The sequence below is a fragment of the Streptomyces sp. NPDC060064 genome, assembly GCF_042736455.1.
Lineage (GTDB): Bacteria > Actinomycetota > Actinomycetes > Streptomycetales > Streptomycetaceae > Streptomyces.
The window spans coordinates 1-20,540 of record NZ_JBHWWF010000048.1 but is presented as its reverse complement, the minus strand read 5'-3'; the positions used below and the strand labels follow the sequence as shown (position 1 = coordinate 20,540).

Annotated in this window: 19 protein-coding genes and 4 pseudogenes; 16 read left to right on the top strand and 7 right to left on the bottom strand. The window is 68.8% G+C overall.

Going from position 1 to position 20,540, the window contains the following annotated elements; all coding sequences use genetic code 11:
* Positions 1-63: 63 nt before the first annotated feature.
* Complete coding sequence (gene ilvA / locus ACFWDI_RS36150) at positions 64-1,293, bottom strand: threonine ammonia-lyase (protein WP_327325730.1); 1,230 nt, start codon at positions 1,291-1,293, stop codon at positions 64-66.
* Between the two features lie 146 nt (positions 1,294-1,439).
* Here ilvA and ACFWDI_RS36145 point away from each other — a divergent pair, with 146 nt between their 5' ends.
* The 4 genes from ACFWDI_RS36145 to ACFWDI_RS36130 all read left to right on the top strand — a co-directional run bounded on the left by ACFWDI_RS36145 (position 1,440) and on the right by ACFWDI_RS36130 (position 2,980).
* Positions 1,440-1,952 (top strand): MarR family transcriptional regulator, encoded by a 513-nt coding sequence (locus tag ACFWDI_RS36145; RefSeq protein WP_327325729.1) that lies wholly within the window; start codon positions 1,440-1,442, stop codon positions 1,950-1,952.
* A 32-nt stretch (positions 1,953-1,984) separates the two neighbouring features.
* Positions 1,985-2,458 carry a sigma factor-like helix-turn-helix DNA-binding protein gene (locus tag ACFWDI_RS36140; RefSeq protein ID WP_385310722.1) on the top strand — a complete coding sequence of 158 codons (474 nt, stop codon included), beginning with the start codon at positions 1,985-1,987 and terminating at the stop codon, positions 2,456-2,458.
* Entirely contained in the window at positions 2,455-2,706 is a 252-nt protein-coding gene (locus ACFWDI_RS36135; protein ID WP_327325727.1) for a hypothetical protein, read from the top strand. Before ACFWDI_RS36140 ends, ACFWDI_RS36135 begins: the two co-directional genes overlap by 4 nt.
* A gap of 82 nt (positions 2,707-2,788) precedes the next feature.
* Positions 2,789-2,980, top strand: coding sequence for a DUF1059 domain-containing protein (locus ACFWDI_RS36130; RefSeq protein WP_385310719.1), 192 nt, complete (start codon positions 2,789-2,791; stop codon positions 2,978-2,980).
* A 135-nt stretch (positions 2,981-3,115) separates the two neighbouring features.
* On the opposite strand, the gene ACFWDI_RS36125 is transcribed toward ACFWDI_RS36130, so the two are convergent.
* Positions 3,116-4,270 (bottom strand): cystathionine gamma-synthase, encoded by a 1,155-nt coding sequence (locus ACFWDI_RS36125; RefSeq protein WP_385310717.1) that lies wholly within the window; start codon positions 4,268-4,270, stop codon positions 3,116-3,118.
* A gap of 110 nt (positions 4,271-4,380) precedes the next feature.
* Here ACFWDI_RS36125 and ACFWDI_RS36120 point away from each other — a divergent pair, with 110 nt between their 5' ends.
* The 3 genes from ACFWDI_RS36120 to ACFWDI_RS36110 all read left to right on the top strand — a co-directional run bounded on the left by ACFWDI_RS36120 (position 4,381) and on the right by ACFWDI_RS36110 (position 6,895).
* On the top strand, positions 4,381-5,484 hold the full coding sequence (locus ACFWDI_RS36120; RefSeq protein WP_385310715.1) for a hypothetical protein: 1,104 nt from the start codon (positions 4,381-4,383) through the stop codon (positions 5,482-5,484).
* Positions 5,485-5,664: 180 nt separating this feature from the next.
* Entirely contained in the window at positions 5,665-6,330 is a 666-nt protein-coding gene (msrA, locus tag ACFWDI_RS36115) for a peptide-methionine (S)-S-oxide reductase MsrA (RefSeq protein ID WP_385310713.1), read from the top strand.
* A gap of 127 nt (positions 6,331-6,457) precedes the next feature.
* Positions 6,458-6,895, top strand: coding sequence for a hypothetical protein (locus ACFWDI_RS36110; RefSeq protein ID WP_385310711.1), 438 nt, complete (start codon positions 6,458-6,460; stop codon positions 6,893-6,895).
* 121 nt (positions 6,896-7,016) lie between these two features.
* On the opposite strand, the gene ACFWDI_RS36105 is transcribed toward ACFWDI_RS36110, so the two are convergent.
* Positions 7,017-7,790 (bottom strand): polysaccharide deacetylase family protein, encoded by a 774-nt coding sequence (locus ACFWDI_RS36105; RefSeq protein WP_385310709.1) that lies wholly within the window; start codon positions 7,788-7,790, stop codon positions 7,017-7,019.
* Between the two features lie 813 nt (positions 7,791-8,603).
* Here ACFWDI_RS36105 and ACFWDI_RS36100 point away from each other — a divergent pair.
* Entirely contained in the window at positions 8,604-8,918 is a 315-nt protein-coding gene (locus tag ACFWDI_RS36100) for a hypothetical protein (protein WP_385310707.1), read from the top strand.
* Positions 8,919-8,946: 28 nt separating this feature from the next.
* Positions 8,947-9,099 (top strand): annotated as a pseudogene (locus tag ACFWDI_RS36095) (peptide-methionine (S)-S-oxide reductase); the annotation flags it as partial.
* Positions 9,100-9,491: 392 nt separating this feature from the next.
* On the opposite strand, the gene ACFWDI_RS36090 reads toward ACFWDI_RS36095, so the two are convergent.
* A complete protein-coding gene (locus ACFWDI_RS36090) occupies positions 9,492-10,463 on the bottom strand; it encodes an alpha/beta hydrolase (RefSeq protein ID WP_385310705.1) in 972 nt (323 codons plus the stop codon).
* A gap of 436 nt (positions 10,464-10,899) precedes the next feature.
* Positions 10,900-11,676, bottom strand: coding sequence for a GntR family transcriptional regulator (locus ACFWDI_RS36085; RefSeq protein WP_385310703.1), 777 nt, complete (start codon positions 11,674-11,676; stop codon positions 10,900-10,902).
* Positions 11,677-11,765: 89 nt separating this feature from the next.
* Between ACFWDI_RS36085 and ACFWDI_RS36080 the strand changes: the two are divergent.
* From ACFWDI_RS36080 to ACFWDI_RS36070, 3 genes and pseudogenes are all read left to right on the top strand, one after another.
* Positions 11,766-11,897: pseudogene (locus tag ACFWDI_RS36080) on the top strand (peptide-methionine (S)-S-oxide reductase); the annotation flags it as partial.
* A 182-nt stretch (positions 11,898-12,079) separates the two neighbouring features.
* Positions 12,080-12,220, top strand: a pseudogene (locus tag ACFWDI_RS36075) (DUF4291 family protein); the annotation flags it as partial.
* 249 nt (positions 12,221-12,469) lie between these two features.
* Positions 12,470-12,754, top strand: coding sequence for a hypothetical protein (locus ACFWDI_RS36070; protein ID WP_385310701.1), 285 nt, complete (start codon positions 12,470-12,472; stop codon positions 12,752-12,754).
* A gap of 174 nt (positions 12,755-12,928) precedes the next feature.
* Here the strand turns inward: ACFWDI_RS36070 and ACFWDI_RS36065 are convergent, their stop codons facing one another.
* Positions 12,929-13,555, bottom strand: coding sequence for a hypothetical protein (locus ACFWDI_RS36065; protein WP_385310699.1), 627 nt, complete (start codon positions 13,553-13,555; stop codon positions 12,929-12,931).
* Positions 13,556-13,727: 172 nt separating this feature from the next.
* Between ACFWDI_RS36065 and ACFWDI_RS36060 the strand changes: the two are divergent.
* Both ACFWDI_RS36060 and ACFWDI_RS36055 read left to right on the top strand, forming a co-directional pair.
* Positions 13,728-14,291, top strand: a pseudogene (locus ACFWDI_RS36060) (hypothetical protein).
* Complete coding sequence (locus ACFWDI_RS36055; RefSeq protein WP_385310697.1) at positions 14,233-14,805, top strand: DUF4291 domain-containing protein; 573 nt, start codon at positions 14,233-14,235, stop codon at positions 14,803-14,805. Before ACFWDI_RS36060 ends, ACFWDI_RS36055 begins: the two are co-directional and overlap by 59 nt.
* Positions 14,806-15,264: 459 nt before the next feature.
* On the opposite strand, the gene ACFWDI_RS36050 is transcribed toward ACFWDI_RS36055, so the two are convergent.
* Positions 15,265-16,173 carry a helix-turn-helix domain-containing protein gene (locus ACFWDI_RS36050; RefSeq protein WP_327328474.1) on the bottom strand — a complete coding sequence of 303 codons (909 nt, stop codon included), beginning with the start codon at positions 16,171-16,173 and terminating at the stop codon, positions 15,265-15,267.
* Positions 16,174-16,313: 140 nt separating this feature from the next.
* Between ACFWDI_RS36050 and ACFWDI_RS36045 the strand changes: the two genes are divergently transcribed.
* The gene (locus ACFWDI_RS36045) at positions 16,314-16,907 is read left to right on the top strand and encodes an MBL fold metallo-hydrolase (protein WP_385310695.1); all 594 of its coding nucleotides are present in this window, start codon (positions 16,314-16,316) and stop codon (positions 16,905-16,907) included.
* Positions 16,908-17,530: 623 nt separating this feature from the next.
* Complete coding sequence (rph, locus tag ACFWDI_RS36040; protein WP_385310693.1) at positions 17,531-20,137, top strand: rifamycin-inactivating phosphotransferase; 2,607 nt, start codon at positions 17,531-17,533, stop codon at positions 20,135-20,137.
* Positions 20,138-20,540 lie beyond the last annotated feature (403 nt).

The following is a 20,540-nucleotide window of genomic DNA, read 5'->3' as shown; positions in this document are numbered from 1 at the left end:
ATGTCCCGAGGCGATGTCCCGAGGCGATTCGCGAGGAAGTGACGGCGAGCGCGTGCCCCCGGCTCAGCCCGTGATCGTGTAACCCGCCTCGCGCAGCGCCGTCGCGACCTCTTCGCAGTGCTCCGGGCCCTTCGTCTCCAGCTGCAACTCCACCTCCACCTCCGTGAGCCCGAGCCGCGGATCGGTCCGTACATGACTCACGTCGAGCACGTTAGCGTCGACCACTGACAACGCCGCCAGAAGTGCGGCAAGTACTCCCGGCCGGTCCGTCAGACGCACCCGCAGCGAGAGATAGCGACCCGCCGCCGCCATGCCGTGCCGCAGGATGCGCTGCATCAGCAGCGGGTCCACATTGCCGCCCGACAGCAGGGCGACAACCGGCCCCTGGAACGACCGCGGGTCACTCAGCAGCGCCGCCACCGGACTCGCCCCGGCAGGCTCGACAACGAGCTTGGCCCGCTCCAGGCAGAGCAGCAGCGCGCTGGAGAGCGCGTCCTCGGTGACCGTACGGACCTCATCGACGAGATCGCCAATGATTTTGAACGGAACGTCGCCGGGCCGGCCCACCTTGATGCCGTCCGCCATCGTCGTCGGCGAATCGATCGACACCGGGTGCCCGGCGGACAGTGACGGCGGGTACGCGGCCGCGCCCTCCGCCTGCACACCGATCAGCTTCACATCGGGACGCAGCGCCTTCACCGCCACCGCGATACCGGCCGCGAGCCCGCCGCCGCCGATACCGATGACGATCGTCCGCACCTCCGGGCACTGCTCGAGAATCTCCAGACCCACCGTGCCCTGCCCGGCGATGATGTCCGGGTGGTCGAAGGGGTGGATGAAGACCGCGCCCGTATCGCGCGCGTACTCCTGCGCCGCGGCCAGAGTCTCGTCGATGACCTGGCCGTGCAGCCGCACCTCGGCTCCGTACTCCCTGGTCGCGGCGACCTTCGGCAGCGGCGCTCCCATCGGCATGAACACGGTGGAATGCACGCCGAGCAGCGAGGACGCCAGCGCCACACCCTGCGCGTGATTGCCGGCGGAGGCGGCCACGACGCCCGCCGCGCGCTCCTCCGGGGAGAGGCCGGCGATCCGTACGTACGCGCCGCGCAGCTTGAACGAACCGGTGCGCTGAAGGTTCTCGCACTTGAGGTGGACGGGCGCGCCCACCAGCCGCGACAGATGCCTGCTGCCCTCCATCGCGGTGGTCCTCGCGACCCCCGAGAGCATCTTCTGTGCACCGCGGATGTCGTCGAGAATGACGGGACGCAAGGTGCCAGACGTACTGAAGCTCATGACGCCCAGTCTCGCAGCTCATCGACCCGACGGCCGCCCGGATCCCGTGCTTCCCCACTGGTTTGTGCAGCGCTGGTACGCACCGCGTGAAGGCCGCGTACTCTGTCCCCCACCAACCGACCACCGCACGAGAGAGCCCCCTAGCCATGCCCACCTCTCAGGACATGACGACTCATCTCGACCCCGGCCTCCTCGATGCCCTCCAGCACCAGGTCGCCGTCTTCGCCCGCCGCGCGGAACAGACCCGGCTCGGCGGGGTCGGCCAGGTCCGCAACTCCATGGACCGCGCCGCCTATCTGCTTCTCAACCGGCTCGACCTGGAAGGCCCGATGGGCGTCAAGGCGCTGGCCGCGGGGATGGGCATCGACTCGTCGACCGTCACCCGCCAGGTGGCGCCGCTCGTCGACACCGGCCTGGTCAAGCGCACCTCGCACCCGGAGGACGGCCGAGCGGTCGTGCTCCAGCTGTCCCCGCGCGGCCAGGCCAGGCTCGAAGAGGTCCGCTCCTCGCGGCGCGAGCTGATGGCCCAGGTGACGGACGGCTGGACGGAGACGGAGCGTGAGTCGTTCTGCACTCTGCTCACCCGCTTCAACTCCGCGCTCTCCGCACGCCAGTCCGGCCTGCCGCCCGTGGACACGGAGACGCCGCCGACCTCTTGACCCCGGTAGCGCATCTGCCTCTATATGAGGAGGTGAGCGAGCGGCAGACGGCCCAGAGACGTCGCCGGGCCCGGGAGTTCGAGGCATTCGTCGCGGGCGCGGCCGGCCGACTGCTGCATGCGGCCACGCTGCTCACCGCGGAGGCGCCCGGCGTCAATCCGCACGCGCAGCAGCTGCTGACCGCCGCGCTGGCCCATACGTACGCCGAGTGGGACCGGCTGCGCGGCGAGGACCCGTACGACCGCACCCGCCAGGAACTCGCCAGCCGCTTCGCACGCAGCGGCTGGCGCTACCACAAGGCGCACGGCGGCGTACTGGAACGCCTCACCCCGCAGGAGCGCCTGATTCTGGTGCTGCGCCTGTACGAAGGGGTGGCCGAGGAGCAGACAGCGGCGCTGATCGGGCTCACGGTGGAACGGGTCCGCGCGATCTGCACGCGCGCGATCGCGACGATGCGCAGCGCGCCGCCGGCGCCGCCGCGCGCCCCGGTGCAGGCGGTGTCATGAGCCGCCCGGACCGCAAGGAGGACGAGGTCCGCCGGATGCTGGAGACCCGGCATCCGCCGGTCCCGGCCGATCTGGCGGCCCGCGCCGCGGAACACGGCACCCGTCTGCTGCGCCGCCACCGGGCGCTGCGCCGCGCGGCATGGCTGCTCCTGGTGGCGGCGGCGATCGCGTTCGCGATCTGGGCGGCGGCGGCGGAGCCGTGGGTCACGCCGCCGACGAAGACGACTCCTCCACTGGAGGGCTGGTAAGTCGCCCCCTCGTCAGGATATGTCCGGCCTGTACGGATCTATGCTGTAGGAAGCGGCGTACAGACCGACCGAGGAGGTCGCCATGACGAGAAAAGTTGCCGACTGCCGCAAGTTCCCCAGCGAGACGAACTGCTCCCTCACCATCACCGGTGAGGAGGAGGAAGTCGTACGGGCCGCCAGTGAACACGCGGTCTCCGTCCACGGGCACCCGGACAGTCTGGAGCTGCGCGGGCAGATCCGCGAGACCCTCGAGGACGAGAAGGTCAGCGCCTGACGTCGTTCGCCGGACGGGCTCGGTCAAGCCCGTCCGGCGTTGCGGACCCACCGGCCGCCGGACCCACCGGCCGCCGGACCCACCGGCCGCCGGACCCACCGGCTGCCGGACGGACCGGCTGCCGGACGGACGCGGTCAGCCCAGCGCCTGCTTCAGGTCCGCCAGCAGGTCGTCGCCCGACTCGATGCCCACCGACAGGCGCACCAGGTCTCCCGGGACCTCCAGCGCCGAACCCACCACCGACGCGTGCGTCATCCGGCCCGGGTGCTCGATGAGGGACTCGACGCCGCCCAGGGACTCGCCCAGCGTGAAGAGCTTCGCGCGGTTGCAGACCTCGACAGCCGCCTCCTCGCCGCCCGCGATCCGGAACGAGACCATGCCGCCGAACGCCTTCATCTGCTTCGCGGCGATCTCGTGCCCCGGGTGCTCCGGCAGCCCCGGGTAGAGGACCTTGGTGACCTTGGGATGCTTGGTGAGCATCTCGGCGACGCGGCCGGCGTTCTCGCTGTGCCGGTCCATACGGACGGGCAGGGTCTTGATACCGCGCAGCACCAGCCACGCGTCGAACGGGCCCGCCACCGCGCCCATGGCGTTCTGGTGGTACGCCAGTTCCTGGCCGACCCTCTCGTCCGCCGCGATCAGCGCACCGCCGACGACGTCCGAGTGCCCGCCCATGTACTTGGTGAGGGAGTGCACGACGATGTCCGCGCCGAGCGCGATCGGCTGCTGCAGGTAGGGGCTGGCGAAGGTGTTGTCGACGACGAGCTTCGCGCCCGCGCCGCGCGCCACGTCCGCCACGGCCGCGATGTCGGTGATGCCGAGCAGCGGGTTGGAGGGTGTCTCGACCCAGATCACCTTCGTCTTCGGGGTGACCGCGGCACGTACCGCCGCCGGGTCGGAGGTGTCGGCCACCGACCACTCCACGCCCCAGCGCGAGACGACCTTCGCGAAGAGCCGGAAGGTGCCGCCGTACGCGTCGTTCGGGATCACCACATGATCGCCCGGCGCCAGCAGCGTACGCAGCAGGCAGTCCTCCGCCGCGAGTCCGGACGCGAAGGCGAGCCCGCGCCGGCCGCCTTCGATGGCCGCCAGGTTCTCCTCCAGCGCGGTACGCGTCGGGTTGGCGCTGCGGCTGTACTCGTAGCCGCCGCGGAGCCCGCCCACGCCGTCCTGCTTGTAGGTGGACACCTGGTAGATGGGCGGGACGACCGCGCCGGTCAGCGGATCCGCGGTGTTGCCCGCGTGGATGGCAAGGGTCTCGAAGCTGTGCGAACTGTGCTGGTCACTCATGAGGCCGAGCGTAGTCCCCGCCGGGGCCCCGGACGTGGCCCGGCCCGACCTCTGTCCGGAACACCGACCTCTGTCCGGAACACCCGACCCCTGTCCGGAACAATGGGGTCATGGAGATTCTCTGGTTCCTGATCGCGATGGGTCTGCTGGCCGCGGCCTTCGGTCCCTACCTGCTGCGCCGCCGTTCCGGCATCCGCCAGGTCGCGCCCGGCTCGCCCGACGCCGCCGACCCGGACACGTACGGATTTGTGCGCCAGGAGGAGCTGGACATCCGGCTGCCGGGACCTGACCAGGACCTCCTCGACGTACTCGATGTCGTCCAGCGCACCCAGGAGTGGCGGGCCGCCGCCCAGTTGCTGGCCGGCACCCCGAAGGAGGGCGAGGTGCGCTGGCAGCGCGTCCAGGCCTTCGCCGGCGCCGCGTCGCTGGAGCTCCAGCAGCGGCCTGGCGTCGGCGGCGCGTGGCTGCGCGCCTGGCGCACCGAGTCCCCGAAGGACGCGGGCGCCGCGCAGGTGCACGCCGAGTTCCTGGTACAGCAGGCCTGGCGGTCCTCGACCACCGGGACGGACGACTTCCGGATCATCCTGGAGGAGGCCCGCGCGGTCTGCGGCGAGGCGGCACTGCTCGCACCCGGCGACCCGATCCCGTACATCGTCGAACTCGCCGTCGCGCGCGGACTCGGCTACTCCCCCGAGCAGTTCGACCAGGTGTGGGCGAAGGTCATCGACCGCGCGCCGGAGCACATGGGCGCGCATCTGGCCGCGCTGCACTACTGGTGCGAGAAGTGGCACGGCTCGCGCGAGGAGGCGGACCACTTCGCGACCACGGCCGCGGCACGCGCCCCGCAGGGCTCACTCCTTGCCGCTCTCCCGCTCTTCGCGGTGTACGAGCACGTCCCGGACGTGGTCCTGGTCCAGGGCTTCCATCAGAGCGCGGTGGTCACGAAGGCGGTGGAGGGCGCGCTCTTCGCGGTGCACTCCGCCCGCGCCGACGACCCGATGCTCGCGCACGTACGCCACATGCTGATCCTCTTCCTCGTACGTTCGGAGAGGTGGGCGGAGGCGATGAACCAGCTGGTGCGGGTGGACGGCCACATCGGCGCGCTGCCGTGGACGCACAGCGGCGATCCGGCGGCGGAGTACACGGTCTACCGGGCGCTGGCGGTGGCCGGGTACGAGGCGAACGGCGGCAGCCCGGCGACGCTGCCGCGCTGACGCGGCGGGGCGCGTCAGCGGCAGTTCGACGACAGGTCGACAGGTCGAGGCGCTTCCCCGACCCGGTGAAGGCGTACATCGCGGCCCGCGAGGAAGGGGTCCGCAAGGCAGCAGGCTGAGGAATGCCCGGCGGAGTCCATACGTTCCCCTGTACGGACCCCACACCCTGAGGAGCCCCGCATGTTCCTGTCCCGCCGCACCCCCGAGCTCCCCACCCCCGACCAGGCTCTACGCGGCCGCCCCGACCCCGAATTCTCCGTCCCCGACCGCCACACGGTGCTGGGCAACCCGCTGCTGGGCCCGTATCCGGAGGGCCTGGAGATCGCGGACTTCGGCCTGGGCTGTTTCTGGGGCGCGGAGCGCAAGTTCTGGCAGACGAAAGGCGTCTGGACGACCTTGGTCGGCTACCAGGGCGGCTACACGCCGAACCCGGCATACGAAGAGGTCTGCTCGGGCCTGACGGGCCACACGGAGGCGGTACGCGTCGTCTTCGACCCGAAGGTCGTCTCGTACGCGGAGCTGCTGAAGCTGTTCTGGGAGTCCCACAACCCGACGCAGGGCTTCCGCCAGGGCAATGACGTGGGCACGCAGTACCGCTCGGCGATCTACACCCACTCCGATTCCCAGGCGCAGACCGCGGCGGCGTCGCGGGAGGCGTACCAGAAGGTTCTGACGGGATCGGGATACGGCACGATCACGACGGAACTGCTCCCTGCGGAGGGGCGGCCGTTCTGGCCTGCTGAGGGATATCACCAGCAGTACCTGGACAAGAACCCGGCGGGGTACTGCGGGATCGGCGGGACTGGCGTCAGCTGCCCGATCGGCGTCGCGAAGGCGGACGGGTGATCGCTGGCTTCACCTCGGAGCTGCTGTCGAGGCTGTGGCGGGAACGGCGTCCGTCAGGCCCGCCCGTCGCCCACACGTTCCGCATCACGTACCCCGACCGCTGGGTGCGCAGGATCCCGGGCCGGTGATGCCGCAGCTGTACTGGCGCAACGAGGCGGAGGTCGTGGCTGGCGGGCTGCTGTCGGAGATCCCCGGGGTGAGCGAGGGGGAGTACGACGAGGAGCACATGCCGGAACCGTCCACGTTGTCCCCGACTACCGCGGAGGACTGTCCGAGGTGGCTTGATCTGCCCAAGGACATGTGGGAGACCTGGGAACCTCGTTTCCGGTTGCCGACGGGCGGCTCCAAGTGGCCATCCGACTCCAACATCATCGGGACGAAGGTCGGCGGCTGGCCCGCCTGGACGCAGCCTGCCGACTGGCCGGACTGCGAGAGCGGACACCGCATGGAGCACCTTCTGACCATCACCGGCGACATACAGTTGGGCGACTGCGGCGGCGTCTACTTCTTCCATTGCCGCCAGTGCCCCGGCCTCCCGTGGGACTGGCGCTTCGACTGCCACTGACCGTGGTCGTGCGCCCTGAAGGGCACGCTGTGGGCTCGACGCCGCTGAGCTGCCCGGCCCGGGCTGCGGGTGGCGCTAGCGGCAGGCCGGGACCTCGAACGCCGGGACCGACCAGGGCCGCTCAACGCACCGGGAAGCCGCAGGAGTAGCCCTGCTCCTTGAGCCAGGGGAGGATCCGGCGCAGGGCCTCGACGGTCTGGGAACGGTCGCCGCCCGCATCGTGGAAGAGGAGCGTCGGCCCATTGGGCACCTCCCGCTCGACGGTGGCGACGATAGCGTCCGTGCCCGGTCGTTCGAAGTCCTTGGTGTCCACGTTCCAGCCCAGCGGGCGCATCCCCCGGGAAGCGGCGAGCTTACGGCTGTGAGGGGTGAAGGCCCCGCCGGGCGCCCGGTAGTACATCGGCCGTACACCTCCGGACGCCTCGGTGATCATGCGTTCGGCGTCGCGTATCTGCTGCGACTGGTAGGCCTGGGACTTCTTGTCCATGGTGGTGTCGTGCGACACCGAGTGGTTGCACAGCCGGTGCCCGGCCGCGACCACCTTCTTCACGAGGTCCGGGTGGGCCTGCGCCTGCCTCCCCACCATGCAGAACGTGGCCTTCACCCCGTACTCCCGCAGCACGCCCAGCACTTGAGGGGTCCACACAGGGTCGGGGCCGTCGTCGATGGTGATGTTGACGCCGCGCGTCCCCTTGTCCGAGGCGTGCGCGATGGTCACCGCGACCTGCTTGACGTCACTGCCCGGTGTCGCCGACGCGGCCGCCTTGGGCGACGAGCCGCCCACCGCACCGGCCTGCGCGGTCCACACCGAGGCACCGGTGGTGAGCACCGTCACCCCGAGCGCCGCCCCCACCAGCTTGCCGTACCAGCCCCGCCCGCCGCCGTGCCGTGCCATGTCTGCCCCGCTTTCGCGCAGTCCCTCGCCGATCCCCCGGTCACATTGCGACCACCTGGCAGGACGAGGGGCGGCGGCCACGGGATGCGTCCGTTACAGATCACGGACAATCTCGGGGGAGTTCGCGGACAACTCGGCCGGCAGCGGCCAGAACCGGGCCAGTTGGCCCTGTCCCAGGGCGGCGGCCACTCTGCGGGCTGTCGTTCCACTCAGCCTCCCCGGACATCCCCGACGACGAAGCACCGCGTTGGTGGACAGTCCGCGCCTGGCGGAAGGCCAATGAACGCGACACTCAGCCTCGACCGGCGCGACTTTGGCTCCCCAGCAACAAAGCGGGGCTCTGACACCAGCAGTGCCTTTCGAGCTGTACGTGGGGCAAAGGCCCTTGAGGCGAAGCGACTCGACTACAGCCTCGGGCATCGCATCAGCGGCGCGAATTTCCGGACGACGCCGAGACTGCCGCCTATCTCGCGGCGGCAGCCCTATGCGGCCCCCGACCGGGGCATCCTAAGAACAGCACGCTGTGACACGGTGCGGCGGTCTCGCTCAGCAGGGTCCAACCAGGCAACGAGTGTGGCACTCAGAATCGACGGAACAGAGGTCTAACGTCAGGAGCGAGCCATGGGTGAGGCGTGGACAGTGGGCAGCACACTGGCAGCACTCCTGGTCGCGGTCGCGGCATTCCTTATCCCTCATCGAAGGGCGCTCAAGGCAGAACGGGAAGCCGCAGCCGTACAGGCACGCTCGGCCGCGGGCCGTGCATCCCTGGTCACGGCTTCAACCCCCTGGTCCAGTAGCACAACCATTGACGTAATGATCACCAACGGTGCACCAACCGCCATCGCCGATGTGGACCTGCTCAGTGTGCGCGCAGCAGCGGCAGACCCAGAAGCAACCTGGTGCCTCAATCCGAACATCTCGCATAACACTGCAGAGGCGTGCATCTTGCAGCCTGGAGAATCTCTGACGTCGCGTGTACAACTGCTCGATGCAGGGGGCGTACCACTTTCACCCACGCCGGGCATGAGGCTTGTGATCACCTTCGGTTTCCGCGACGCGGATGGCCAGTGGTGGAAGCGAGACATCGGCCACCCCCCGCAGCGCTGCGAGACGCGTCCGGTCGCCTGACTTGGGTCAAGGAAGCAACGGTACAAGCGAGCTGGGCCACCAGCAGTACCTCGACAAGAACCCGGCGGGGTGCTGTGGCATCGGCGGGACAGGCGTCAAGCTAAGTGACCCGTTCGAGACGAACTGGGGGGCGTCGTGCCCGACGGGCATCGCTCCGGCACCTGAAACCACGGAGAAGTAGTCCTGAACTGACACTTGATCCAATCGGCCGTGGCAGCGTCCAGAACTCAGGACGGCACCACGGCCGAGCGTGCTGGAACCGGACGGCTGGATAGGGGAGCGAGGAGTGGACTACGTGGCTGGCTGGCGGAGCGCTACAGACGCGGCGGCTGAGCCAACCATCGCCATGGCTGAAGCAGGCATCGACACGTCAAGGGTGACAGCGAAGGCGGACGCCGGCCCTGACGGTTCAGGTGTCCTCTGGCTGTCCCTGCACGTCGAAACTGCCCTTGCGTTGGCGAAGATTGCCCGGACGAGGTCGCTCGGGTTGGGCAAGGCAAGGTGATTCCGAGGTGTGCCTACGGTCCGGGTCTTGGACGGGCAAGACCTGAGCTTGGGAATCACCGATCATCTTCAGGAGTGGAGTGCTCGGCGCAGTGCTTCGACGGCCAGCGTGCGTGCGACAACGGTCGCCTTGGAGTCGCGGAGGCTGTCGAGCATGAGGAAATCGTGGACCATCCCCAACACTCGCACCGCGGTGACGTCCACACCGGCCTCGCGCAGCTTGGATGCGTACGCCTCACCCTCGTCGCGCAGTACGTCGGCCTCATCGGTGATGACCAAGGTGGTGGGAAGGCCGCGCAGTTGCTCGATGTCGGCCCGCAGAGGGGAGGCGTAGATCTCTTCGCGCTGCCCGGGCTCGCTCGTGTAGGCGTCCCAGAACCACTTCATCCCGTCGCGGGTGAGGTAGTAGCCCTCGGCGAACTGCTGGTACGAGGGGGTGTCGAAGTTGGCGTCGGTGACGGGGTAGAGCAACACCTGGGCCGCCAGGCTGACATCGCCGCGTTCCTTGGCCATCAGCGCGAAGACGGCCGACATATTGCCGCCGACCGAATCGCCGCAGACCGCGATCCGGGAGGCATCAAGGTTTTGCTCCTCGCCGTTTTGGACGATCCACTTTCCGATCGCGTAGTTCTGCTCGATCTGCGTGGGGTATTTCGCCTCGGGGGCCAGGTCGTAGATCGGGAAGACCACCGCGGCGTTCGATTCGACCGCGAGTTCACGTACCAGTCGGTCGTGGGTGTTCTCGTCACCGAATACCCATCCGGCGCCGTGGATGTACAACACCACCGGGAGGGTTTTCGTCGCTCCTTCGGGGCGGATGATACGGGCGCGGACGTGGCCGTACTCTCCTGCATCCACGCTCACCCAGTCCTCGTTCACGGCGGGCTTGGCCACGCCCTCGCCGGTCTGCAGGTCATCGAGGATCTCGCGGCCGTTCTCCGGTGGGACTTCGTAGATGCGCGGGTGCTGTGAGGTGGCGTCCGCCAGCTCCTTGGCCGCGGGTTCCAGGACAGGGGTCGGGAACGACGGGATCGCGGGCATGGTACGCCTCCTGTCTCGGCGGATTTGGGGACAGCGGACAGCGCCGAGCCATTTCCATCGTCTCTCAGTGGCGAATCGGCGCAACATCGGGAGAGGGCGGGGACGGCTTCCCCGGCATTGGAGACCCAACGGAAAACGCCCAGGCCAGTCACATGATCAACGGCTTCTGTCAGGGCCAGTGAGCGCCAGGGGCCGCGTCTGCATGGCAGACGGGATGGGAGCTCCCCGCGCACGCCACTATCGGCCAGCACTCGCAGCCGGCGCCCCCTCCATCTCGGAGCCTGAGCGCCCCGCCGGAGGCTCGTTCTGACTGTGGGCAGTATGTGTCCAGGTCTCAACTCAGGGCCGTAGCTAGCCCAGGGGCCAGCCCGCGCCGTGCGCGGGCCCCTGAAGTAAGTGACGACGATTTGGACCGATCCGGCCTGTCGGCGGTCTGTCAGTTGCGGACGGTGCGAAGTGTGCGGGGGCTGTCGGCGGTGATGCGGTAGGTGAGTTGGGCCTGGCTGCCGCTGGCGCGGAGCTCTTCGATGATGAGGGGCTGGTGGTCGGTGCCGTGGGTGACGCGCAGGGTGTGGATGACCGGTGTGGCATCGGGGAGTGCGAGGCCACTGCGTTCGTCGGCCCGGGGCATGCGGGCTCGTACGGTCTCGGACCAGGTGAGCTTGTGCCCGGCCGCGGTGAGAGCGGCGTAGACCCCCTCCGGCGCGGTGTCCGGGACGTCGGCGAGGGGTGGCGTGTTCTCGGCAGCGGCGAACGGGATCAGCACGCGGTGCAGTGCGCGAGCGCCTGTGGCCGGGTCAATCAAGACGCGGTCGACGCCGAACAGCGCTTCTCCCTCGCCGAGTTCGAGCAGCGGGCCCGTGGTGACGGTCGTCGCGGTCCGGTAGACGGTCGGTTCCTGCGCCTGTTCCCACGGGGTGGCATCGGGGGCGTAGGTCTTGCCAGTGCGAGTGATCGACGGGTCGATCGTGAGTGGCGGCGTCGGCGCGCCCTTCACGAAGCTGCCCTTGTCGTGCCGTACCTCGATGAGCCCTTCGGACCGCAGGGCCGCGATCGCGTTGCGCATAGTCGGCCGACTGACTTCGTAGCGCTCGATGAGCTGGGCCTCTGAGGGGAGTGGGGTGCCGGGCGGGAATTCACCGTCCGCGATGCCCTGCCGGATGGCGGCGCCGACCTGCTGGTACAGCGGTCCGGGGCGCTCGATGCCTGCCATGTCGGGCCTTCCGCTCGTGGGCGCGCATTGGGATGCGGGCGGCTGACTCCCGTCGTATTACGTCACTCATCACCCCGCTGGGCCTCTAACACCAGCAGTGCCTGGACAAAAACCCGGCGGGGTACTGCGGGATCGGCGGTACCGGCGTCCACCTAAGTGCCCCTTCGGAGAACAACTGGGGCCGCTCCTGCGCAACCGGCATCGCGCCCGTCGGGAACTGAGGAAACTCGCCTGTTGAGGACTGAGGGAACTGCTCCGTGGGAGGGACACTTCGCTCTGCGGTTTCGGACGGGCCCGTCCACGTGGAGGGTCCCGCCCACACAGTCGCAGCGGGGGCGCTGCCCCGTAAGGGGCGATCGAAAATCAATGGCAGACAGACCCGGCCGGCACCACCCTGTACGCCATGGAAGAACCGCAACGCAGGATCCGTGCGCACTACACGGCATCCACAGTCACCGTCTACCAGGCGTACTCCCCGGACATCGGCCTGCCGGCCGTCCGCGAGGGCCGCTTCCCCGCCACGTGGAAGCGGGACCGGATGACATGAGTCATCAAGCCGCGTTCACAGCCTCTTCCGTGTTGCGGGCAGCCACCGGCTTAGGCTGCTCTACTCCACGTCGGCCTTCTCGTGGCAGACGTACGCAGGACCGTGCGTCCGGGCCGGCGGCCGCCGTTCGGATCACCCAAGGCGGCCCTTCAGGTGATTGCCAGACGCCTCATGAACCACGCAGCCGTCGCAGGGGTATGACGTCTCAGCAGAGGACGAACCCAGAACGCCGTGAGGAGCTTGGCGATGTACGCAGCAGTCCGGCGGTACGAAGGGGTGACCGATTCGGCCGAAGCCGCACGTCTCGTGAACGAGGGGTTCGTGCCACTCATGCGCCAGGTCTCCGGCTTCGTGGCCTACTACTGGATCGATACCGGAGACGGAGTGATGGTCTCGACCAGCGTCTTCCGGGACCAGGCCGGTGCCGACGAATCGATCTCAAGGGCTGCGGACTTCGTGCGGGACAACCTTGCGTCACTGCTCCCCAACCCTCCCCAGGTCATGGCCGGCGAGGTGGTGGCTTCCGCATGACAGCGTTGGGCCGGCCACATGAGATGGCCTCCAAGGCTGTACCGGCCTGCAGCGCCCAGATGGTCGCCCTTCACAGCCTTGATCCCGCGAGGTGCGTCGGCCGCAAAGAGGACTGCCACAGACTCCATCGGCAACCGAGAAGCTTCGTTCCATCCCGTTGAGGCAGATGCCTCCTCAGACGCCCTCCGACGGGGCGGCACGCTGGGCTTCCCAGACAGATCGCAGTGTGGCGACCGCTCGTTGCGCTGCCTCACGGGGGTCCGGGCGCGGGGCGGGGATCCGGGGGCCGGCCAGGTCCCCACCGGTGAGCGACTGCGCTGGGACGGCGGTCCAGTCTGGCCGGCCTACGACGGCGACGTGGCCGTGCTCGTGCGCCGCTTCGTCGTGCCAGTCGTCGGGCGGCGCCATGAGGACACGGAGTGACTGTTCGTCGAGCCACTCCAGGCCCAGAACCTGACGGCCGAGTTCGTGCTCGATGAGAGAAAGGACCGCGCCCGTCTTGAGGTGCAGAAGTAGTAGCTCGCCAGCGAAGAAGTAGCCACCGTCGTACCTTCCGGTGCCTACCGCAAGCAGCGAACGCCTGGGATGGAACGCCATCGCGTGCACGGGGAAGCGTGAGCGGATGAGCGCGCTGCGGACGAAGGAGCGGCTTTTGTAGACCGCGACCGGAGTGGTTCTGCCGTGCACATCCGTGCCTGCCGCCGCCAGAAGGCCGCGCCGCTCGTCGTGGACGGCCAAGAGCGGGTCGCCGATCCCGAGAAATGCCCAGCCATCGGGGGGATGTTCGTTCGAAGCCGCCATGCCGTGATCTTCTCAACTGCCGGGTTGCGTGGGCAGGGTAGTCACCGACGCGGATCATGGAGAGGTGATCAAGCGGCTCAAGAGGGCAGAACCGGTGGAGCAACTCGTTCGTGAACAGGCACTTTCCGCGTACCAGCAGGCCCTGCGGGATCGGCTCCTCGCCGCCCCTGTGATGCCTGCGCCCGAACCCTGGCGGCCCGTCTTCGAGTACGAGTACGGCGTCCCTGTCGGAGGACTTCTCGGGATCGGCTTCGCGTCGCACCCCGAGAGCAGCTGAGACCTGGTGATGGTCGTCTCCCACGACGGTCATGGCCTCTTCGACGCCGTCACCGGGGAGAAGATCGCCAGGGACCGCGACCCCGACCCCGAGGACAGCACCCCCGACGCGGTCGCTGACCTGACCTGCCCCGGACTGGGACCGATCACCGGCAGCCGCGTACACATCGCAGGGCTCTTCGGCGGAGGGTTGCACACCACGACCGAGGACGGCTGGACCCTGGAGACCGTCACCCCGGCCTGGCCCAACGACCCCGTGCTGCTCTCAGTCGACGGCGGACTCCCCCACTCCGGCCCGTACGGAGAGCAGTGGTGGCACATCTTCCACTCCACATACTCGGAACTTCGAGCCTTCGGCTTCTCTCCCTCCGGGGAGACCATCGCAGTCGCGACGAGCAGTGATGTATCTCTGTGGACCCGCCACCCTGAGCACGGCAATGGCAGCGACGCTCGGCGCTGACCAGCCCGCGACGCGTGCCCAGAACCACTCGAGCCAAAAGGTCTGCGAACGCGGCTTGACATGGATCAAGCCGTCGTTCCTGTGGATGATGTACCGCTGCGGATGGGGCACGAAGGCCGGCCAGGAGACAGTCCTCGCCGTCGAGATCTCCCGCAGCGGCTTCGAGTGGGCGTTGCGCCACGCGTGCCTGTCGAGCTACGTGCGCGGGGTGCATACCGACCGCAGCACCTGGCAACGTCAGGTGAAGCGCGCACCCGCCCGCGTCCAATGGGACCCCGAGCGCGATCTGCACCTGCGGCCCCTGCCGTACCGCTCGCTGCAACTCGGGCTCTCCAGTGAGGCCGTACGACGCTACGCGGACGAGTGGACGGTCGCCATCAGCGACGTGACTCCGCTCGCCCGTGCCATCCACACGCTCGTAAGCGACGGCGACCTGGACTCCGCGGCCCAACTGCTGCCCCAGGAGCGTCCATACCCCGCCGGGGACGAACTGCTGACCCACCTGCGTCCATGACCTGGCGGGCCCCCCGCCGAACGACCAACTGTCGCCCCTGGGTCACACGGCCGCACGGGATCGGCGGCACGGGCGTCTTCTGCCCGATCGGCGTCGCGACTGCGGAGTGCTGACCCCAAAGGGCGTCAGCCCAGGTAGGGCCGGTCCCCGGTGCTCCAGGAAGCGCTGGATGCGAAGCCGCTGTGTGTGGTGGATGGGGAGGCCTGCGAGGTCGCCCGGCCGGCTTGCCTTGCACCATGGCACTGGGATGGTCGCGCAGCACAGAAGCACGCCCCTATGAAGAGGTTCGGCTGGTGTCCTGCGACAGCGAACCTTGACCGATTGCCACCGAAGTCCGACGACCGGGCAGTTCGTGCCGGCCAACATTGACTGGACAGGGATCCGCAGCTACCTCGCATCCAGGTGACTGTCGGTGTGGGAGAGCGGCCTGCTCAGAACGGCGTCGGCTCGCCCGGCTCGCTACGGCGCGTTGGTGAAGGAGCGGCGGTAGGAACGGGGCGGCACACCCCGGCGGCGCACGAACTGTTCGCGCAGGACGGCCGCGCTTCCGTATCCGACCCGGTGGGCGATCTCCTCGATCGGCAGGTCCGTGGTTTCCAGGAGTTCCTCGGCGCTGCTCAGTCGCAGGCTCCGGAGCCAGGCGTGCGGGGTGGTGCCGGTCGCGGCGGCGAAGCGGCGGGCGAAGGACCGTTTGCTCATCACGGCGCGTCGGGCCAGTTCCGCGACGGGAAGCGGTTCGTGGAGGTGCTCGCGGGCCCAGGCGAGCACCTCGGCGAGACGCTCGTCCTGGCAGTCCTCGGGGACGGGGGAGGTCAGATACTGGGCCTGACCGCCGTCCCGGTGGGAGGGCAGCACCATGTCGCGGGCGACGGCGTTGGCCATCGCGGCCCCGTACTCCCGCCTCAGCAGATGCAGGCACAGATCGAAGCCCGCGGCGGCTCCCGCACCCGTGGTGATCCGCCCTTCGTCGATGTACAGGGCGTCGGGGTCCACATCGACGTCCGGGTGGCGGTGGGCCAGCAGTTCGGCGAACCGCCAGTGCGTGGTGGCCCGTCGGCCGTCGAGCAGCCCGGCGGCGGCGAGCGCGAACGTGCCGACACAGTGGGCCGCGACCAGTGAGCCGCTCTCGTGTGCGGCCGACAGCGCGTCAAGCACAGCGGGACCGGGTGGCGTACGGAAGCCGGCCCATGGCAAGGCGATCACCAGATCAGCGGCAGCCAGCCGGTCCAGGCCATGCGCGACCATGAGCGGCACGCCGAGGTCGGTGGGGACCGGCCCGGGCCGGTCGGTGCACAGCACGAAGTCGAAGCCGGGCAGCCCCTCCCCGTGAGGGCCGAACACCTCGGCGACGATGCCCACGGCGAGCATGCCGACACCAGGGGGAACGTACGCGGCAACGGTCACGAAAGGCGGCACGGGAGCAGTGTGGCACGAGTGGCACGAATCCTGCGATGAGCGGCAGGAGTGCCACTCGTCAGCGGCCCGGCCTGCCCGGAACGATGGGGGACATGACAGACGCACCGCTCGGCCGCAGCGCCGTGTACACGATCCTCACCACCGGCTACGTCGGCTCCACCGGTCCCGGTGTCGCCGCCACCGTCTCCTACGTCACCGACGGCGACCGGCATGTGGTCTTCGACCCGGGCATGGTGGCGAGCCGCGACCACATCCTCGGCCCGCTCGCGGAGTTGGGCCTCGGCCCCGACGACATCACCGACGTGGTGCTCAGCCACCACCACCCGGACAACACCATGAACGTGGGCCTGTTCGGACGGGCCAGGGTCCACGACCACAAGGTGGAGTACCTGGGCGACCAGTGGAGGAACCGGGACGCGGAGGGCTACGAACTGACCCCGTCGCTGCGGCTGATCCGCACACCGGGACACAGCCTCGAGGACATCACCCTGCTGGCCGGCACGGACACGGGCGTGGTGGCGTTCGCCGGCGACCTGTGGTGGCACTCGGACGGCCCCGCGGACGACCCCGTGGCCCCGGATCGCGAGGTACTGCGCGCCTCCCGGCTCCGCGTGCTGGCTGCCGCGGACCTGATCGTGCCCGGCCACGGCAGCCCCTTCAAGGCCGACATCACCGCGCCACGCTAACTGGCCGGCGGTCCCGAGACCCGCCACGTCACCCTGGTCGAATACCTCCACGACTACCCCAACTCCCCTGCGGGAGAGGCAGAGTGTCGACGCGCAGGCCAGGCGCCAAACGGGCGAGGCTTCCGCGGCTGCATCCGTAGGCCGATGGGACATCCGCCTGGGCCAACGACGCGTACCCGTACGCGACGCGCCACCGCTTCGCGAGAAGCTTGTCAGTTCCATTGGACGGCAAAAGGCAAAGGCAAGGAGAGCTCTCTCCTTGCCACTCTCAACGTATAGCGCGCTGGGGGGCTTGCCGCAAGACCCGGTTCACGGCGCAGAATCGTCGGCCGATGCCACAACCTGCGGAAATGGGGGCACGACGTGCGTGTGTTGTTGTCGACGTATGGGGGACGCGGTGACGTCGAACCAGTGGTGGGACCGGCGGTGCAGTTGTGGGTGCTCGGCGCGGGGGTGCGGGGGTGCGCGTCGCCCGACTGGGCGGAGCGGCCGGCCGACTCGTCAGAGGGAAGGCAACCAGGGATGAGGACGTGCTCGACAAGAGGTTCGACAGAGTTGGAGGCGCCGGTGATTCGATCGGCCACCGCAGTGCAACGGAGCACGGCTGCCTCGGAGGTATCGCAATGATCGAGCAGTACGTGTTGGATCTTCAAGAGGTTGACGAGATGCAGGTCGCGGTCGTTGGCGGCAAGGGCGCGCACCTGGGGGAGCTGTCGCGGATCGAAGGCATCCGCGTGCCGGGTGGCTTTTGCGTGACGACGGACGCCTTCCGGCGGATCATGGCGGAAGCGCCGTCGATCGACGATCGGCTCGATCAGTTGTCGCGCTTGAACCCGGACGACCGGGAGGCGATCCGCACGCTCAGCGCGCAGATTCGCCGGACCATCGAAGGGATTGCCATCCCGGGCGATCTCGCGGCGGCGATCACCCGCGCGCTCGCCCAGCTCGGCGAGCAAGCCGCCTACGCCGTCCGATCCAGCGCGACGGCAGAGGACCTGCCGACGGCCTCCTTTGCCGGCCAGCAGGACACGTATCTGAACGTCGTGGGGCCGACGGCGATCCTCCAGCACGTCAGCCGGTGCTGGGCCTCGCTGTTCACCGAGCGGGCCGTGACCTACCGCCAGCGGAACGGTATCGACCACCGTACGGTCCACATGGCCGTGGTCGTGCAGCAGATGGTCTTCCCGCATGCGGCCGGCATCCTGTTCACGGCCGACCCTGTCACGGGCAACCGGAAGGTCGCCACCGTGGACGCCGGCTTCGGCCTCGGCGAGGCCCTGGTCTCCGGCTTGGTGAACCCGGACGTCTTCAAGGTGCGCGACGGCGAAGTCGTCGCCAAGGCGATCGCCGCCAAAGAGCGTGCCGTTCACGCCCTGCCGGCCGGCGGTACGCAGGAAGTGGCGATCGACTCGCAGCGGCAGGAGCAGCCGGCGCTGACGGATGCGCAGGTCGTGCGGCTCGTGCAGCTCGGGCGGCGGATCGAAGCGCACTTCGGCCGCCCGCAGGACATCGAATGGTGCCTGGTCGATGACGGCTTCCAGATCGTTCAGAGCCGGCCGATCACGACGCTGTTCCCCATCCCCGAGAGCGGCGACCAGGAGAATCACGTCTACGTCTCCGTCGGCCATCAGCAGATGATGACCGACCCCATGAAGCCCCTGGGGTTCTCCATGTGGCAGCTGACGGCCATGGTGGCGATGCACGAGGCCGGCGGGAGGCTGTTCGTCGATGTCACCCGGCGCCTGGCCTCGCCCGCGAGCCGCGCCGGCCTGCTGGACGTCATGGGGAGGGGCGATCCGCTGGTCAGGGACGCTCTGGAGACCGTCCTCGAACGCGACGATTTCGTCCCGCCGCTCCCGGACGCGGGTCCCGGCGGGCCGCCGGCCGGCGGTGCGTCCGCCCCGATCGAGACCGATCCGGCCATCGTCACCGAGCTGATCGAGCGCAGCCAGGCGTCCATCGCCGCCCTGGAGCGCGACATCCGGACGAAAACCGGACCGGCGCTGTTCGACTTCCTGCTGGAAGCCTTCAAGGAGCACAAGCAAGTCCTCAGTGATCCGCTGAGCATGCAGGCGATCATGGCGGGGATGGAGGCCACATGGTGGCTCAACGACAAGCTGCAGGAGTGGCTGGGCGAGAAGAACGCGGCTGACACGCTCACGCTGTCCGCCCCCGACAACATCACCTCGGAAATGGGACTGGCGCTCCTCGACGTCGCCGACGTGATCCGCCCGCAGTCGGAGGTGGTGGCGTTCCTGCAGGGCGTCGAGTACGTCGAGGACACGGCCTTCCTGGACGAGCTGGCGAAGCTCGCGGGCGGGACCGAAGCGCGCGACGCCATCGAGGCCTATCTCGACCGGTACGGCATGCGCTGCGTCGGCGAGATCGACATCACGAGGCCACGTTGGCGCGAGCGCCCCACCACCCTCGTGCCCGCGATCCTCGACAACGTCAGGAATTTCGAACCGGGCGCCGCCGAGCGGCGCTTCGAACAAGGGCGGCAGAAGGCGCAGAAGAAGGAACAGGACGTGCTGTCACGCCTGCGGGCCCTGCCGGACGGGGACCAGAAAGCCGACGAGGCCAAGCGGATGATCGACCGGGTCAGAACCTTCATCGGGTACCGGGAGTACCCGAAGTACGGCATCGTCAGCCGCTCCTTCGTCTACAAGCGGGCCCTGCTGGAGGAGGCCGAGCGCCTCGTGCGGGCCCACGTGCTTCCTGAGAAGGAGGACATCTTCTACCTCACGTTCCAGGAACTCCACGAGGTCGTGCGCTCGAACCAGGTGGATGACCAGCTCATCCAGCAGCGCAAGGACGCGTTCCGCTCGTACCACGCGCTCACACCGCCTCGGGTGCTCACATCGGATGGTGAGGCCGTCACGGGGGCGTACCGGCGCGACGACGTGCCGGCCGGCGCTCTGATCGGCCTACCGGTTTCCGCCGGGACCATCGAGGGGAGGGCCCGCGTCATCCTTGACATGGCGGAGGCCGATCTCGAAGCGGGCGACATCCTGGTCACGACCTTCACGGACCCCAGCTGGTCGCCGCTGTTCGTCGGAATCGCGGGCCTGGTGACGGAGGTGGGCGGTCTGATGACCCATGGCGCAGTGATCGCCCGGGAGTACGGCTTGCCGGCCGTCGTGGGCGTGGAGCAGGCCACCCGGCTGATCCGGGACGGGCAGCGGATCCGCGTGCACGGAACCGACGGGTACGTCGAGATCCTGCCTTGACCGACCACACCGAGAAGCCCCATCCGTAGCTTCCGACCAAACAACGCCAAGCAGTTGATGACCACCCCACGACCGCCGCCCGCAACGCGGACACGCGGACACGACCCGTAACTGTTGTCGGGTAGCGAGGGCGCATTTCGGCGCCCTCGCCCCCTCAGAACCGTACGTGCACGTTATCCGCGCATACGGCTCAAGCAAGTCCTGAAGGCTCTTGGGACTATGCAGAATTCCCGTTGCCTGACGCCTTCCGGCGTCGGAGGCACGAGGCATGAGCTAGGCGGAGTTGAACCCCGTCCGGCGTCTTCGTCCCCTGGTAGGCGATGTGTCGTGCCTTTATCGCTTTCCGGGTGGTGCGGAGCCATTGCTCCCACCCGGTTGGGGACTGTGGGGGCCGGTTGGCGTG

Bases quoted from the DNA above. Each gene is read 5' to 3' on its own strand.
- ilvA (WP_327325730.1), bottom strand. From the start codon at position 1,293: ATGAGCTTCAGTACGTCTGGCACCTTGCGTCCCGTCATTCTCGACGAC.
- ACFWDI_RS36145 (WP_327325729.1), top strand. From the start codon at position 1,440: ATGCCCACCTCTCAGGACATGACGACTCATCTCGACCCCGGCCTCCTC.
- ACFWDI_RS36135 (WP_327325727.1), top strand. From the start codon at position 2,455: ATGAGCCGCCCGGACCGCAAGGAGGACGAGGTCCGCCGGATGCTGGAG.
- ACFWDI_RS36130 (WP_385310719.1), top strand. From the start codon at position 2,789: ATGACGAGAAAAGTTGCCGACTGCCGCAAGTTCCCCAGCGAGACGAAC.
- ACFWDI_RS36125 (WP_385310717.1), bottom strand. From the start codon at position 4,270: ATGAGTGACCAGCACAGTTCGCACAGCTTCGAGACCCTTGCCATCCAC.
- ACFWDI_RS36120 (WP_385310715.1), top strand. From the start codon at position 4,381: ATGGAGATTCTCTGGTTCCTGATCGCGATGGGTCTGCTGGCCGCGGCC.
- msrA (WP_385310713.1), top strand. From the start codon at position 5,665: ATGTTCCTGTCCCGCCGCACCCCCGAGCTCCCCACCCCCGACCAGGCT.
- ACFWDI_RS36110 (WP_385310711.1), top strand. From the start codon at position 6,458: ATGCCGCAGCTGTACTGGCGCAACGAGGCGGAGGTCGTGGCTGGCGGG.
- ACFWDI_RS36105 (WP_385310709.1), bottom strand. From the start codon at position 7,790: ATGGCACGGCACGGCGGCGGGCGGGGCTGGTACGGCAAGCTGGTGGGG.
- ACFWDI_RS36100 (WP_385310707.1), top strand. From the start codon at position 8,604: ATGATCACCAACGGTGCACCAACCGCCATCGCCGATGTGGACCTGCTC.
- ACFWDI_RS36090 (WP_385310705.1), bottom strand. From the start codon at position 10,463: ATGCCCGCGATCCCGTCGTTCCCGACCCCTGTCCTGGAACCCGCGGCC.
- ACFWDI_RS36085 (WP_385310703.1), bottom strand. From the start codon at position 11,676: ATGGCAGGCATCGAGCGCCCCGGACCGCTGTACCAGCAGGTCGGCGCC.
- ACFWDI_RS36070 (WP_385310701.1), top strand. From the start codon at position 12,470: ATGTACGCAGCAGTCCGGCGGTACGAAGGGGTGACCGATTCGGCCGAA.
- ACFWDI_RS36065 (WP_385310699.1), bottom strand. From the start codon at position 13,555: ATGGCGGCTTCGAACGAACATCCCCCCGATGGCTGGGCATTTCTCGGG.
- ACFWDI_RS36055 (WP_385310697.1), top strand. From the start codon at position 14,233: ATGTATCTCTGTGGACCCGCCACCCTGAGCACGGCAATGGCAGCGACG.
- ACFWDI_RS36050 (WP_327328474.1), bottom strand. From the start codon at position 16,173: ATGCTCGCCGTGGGCATCGTCGCCGAGGTGTTCGGCCCTCACGGGGAG.
- ACFWDI_RS36045 (WP_385310695.1), top strand. From the start codon at position 16,314: ATGACAGACGCACCGCTCGGCCGCAGCGCCGTGTACACGATCCTCACC.
- rph (WP_385310693.1), top strand. From the start codon at position 17,531: ATGATCGAGCAGTACGTGTTGGATCTTCAAGAGGTTGACGAGATGCAG.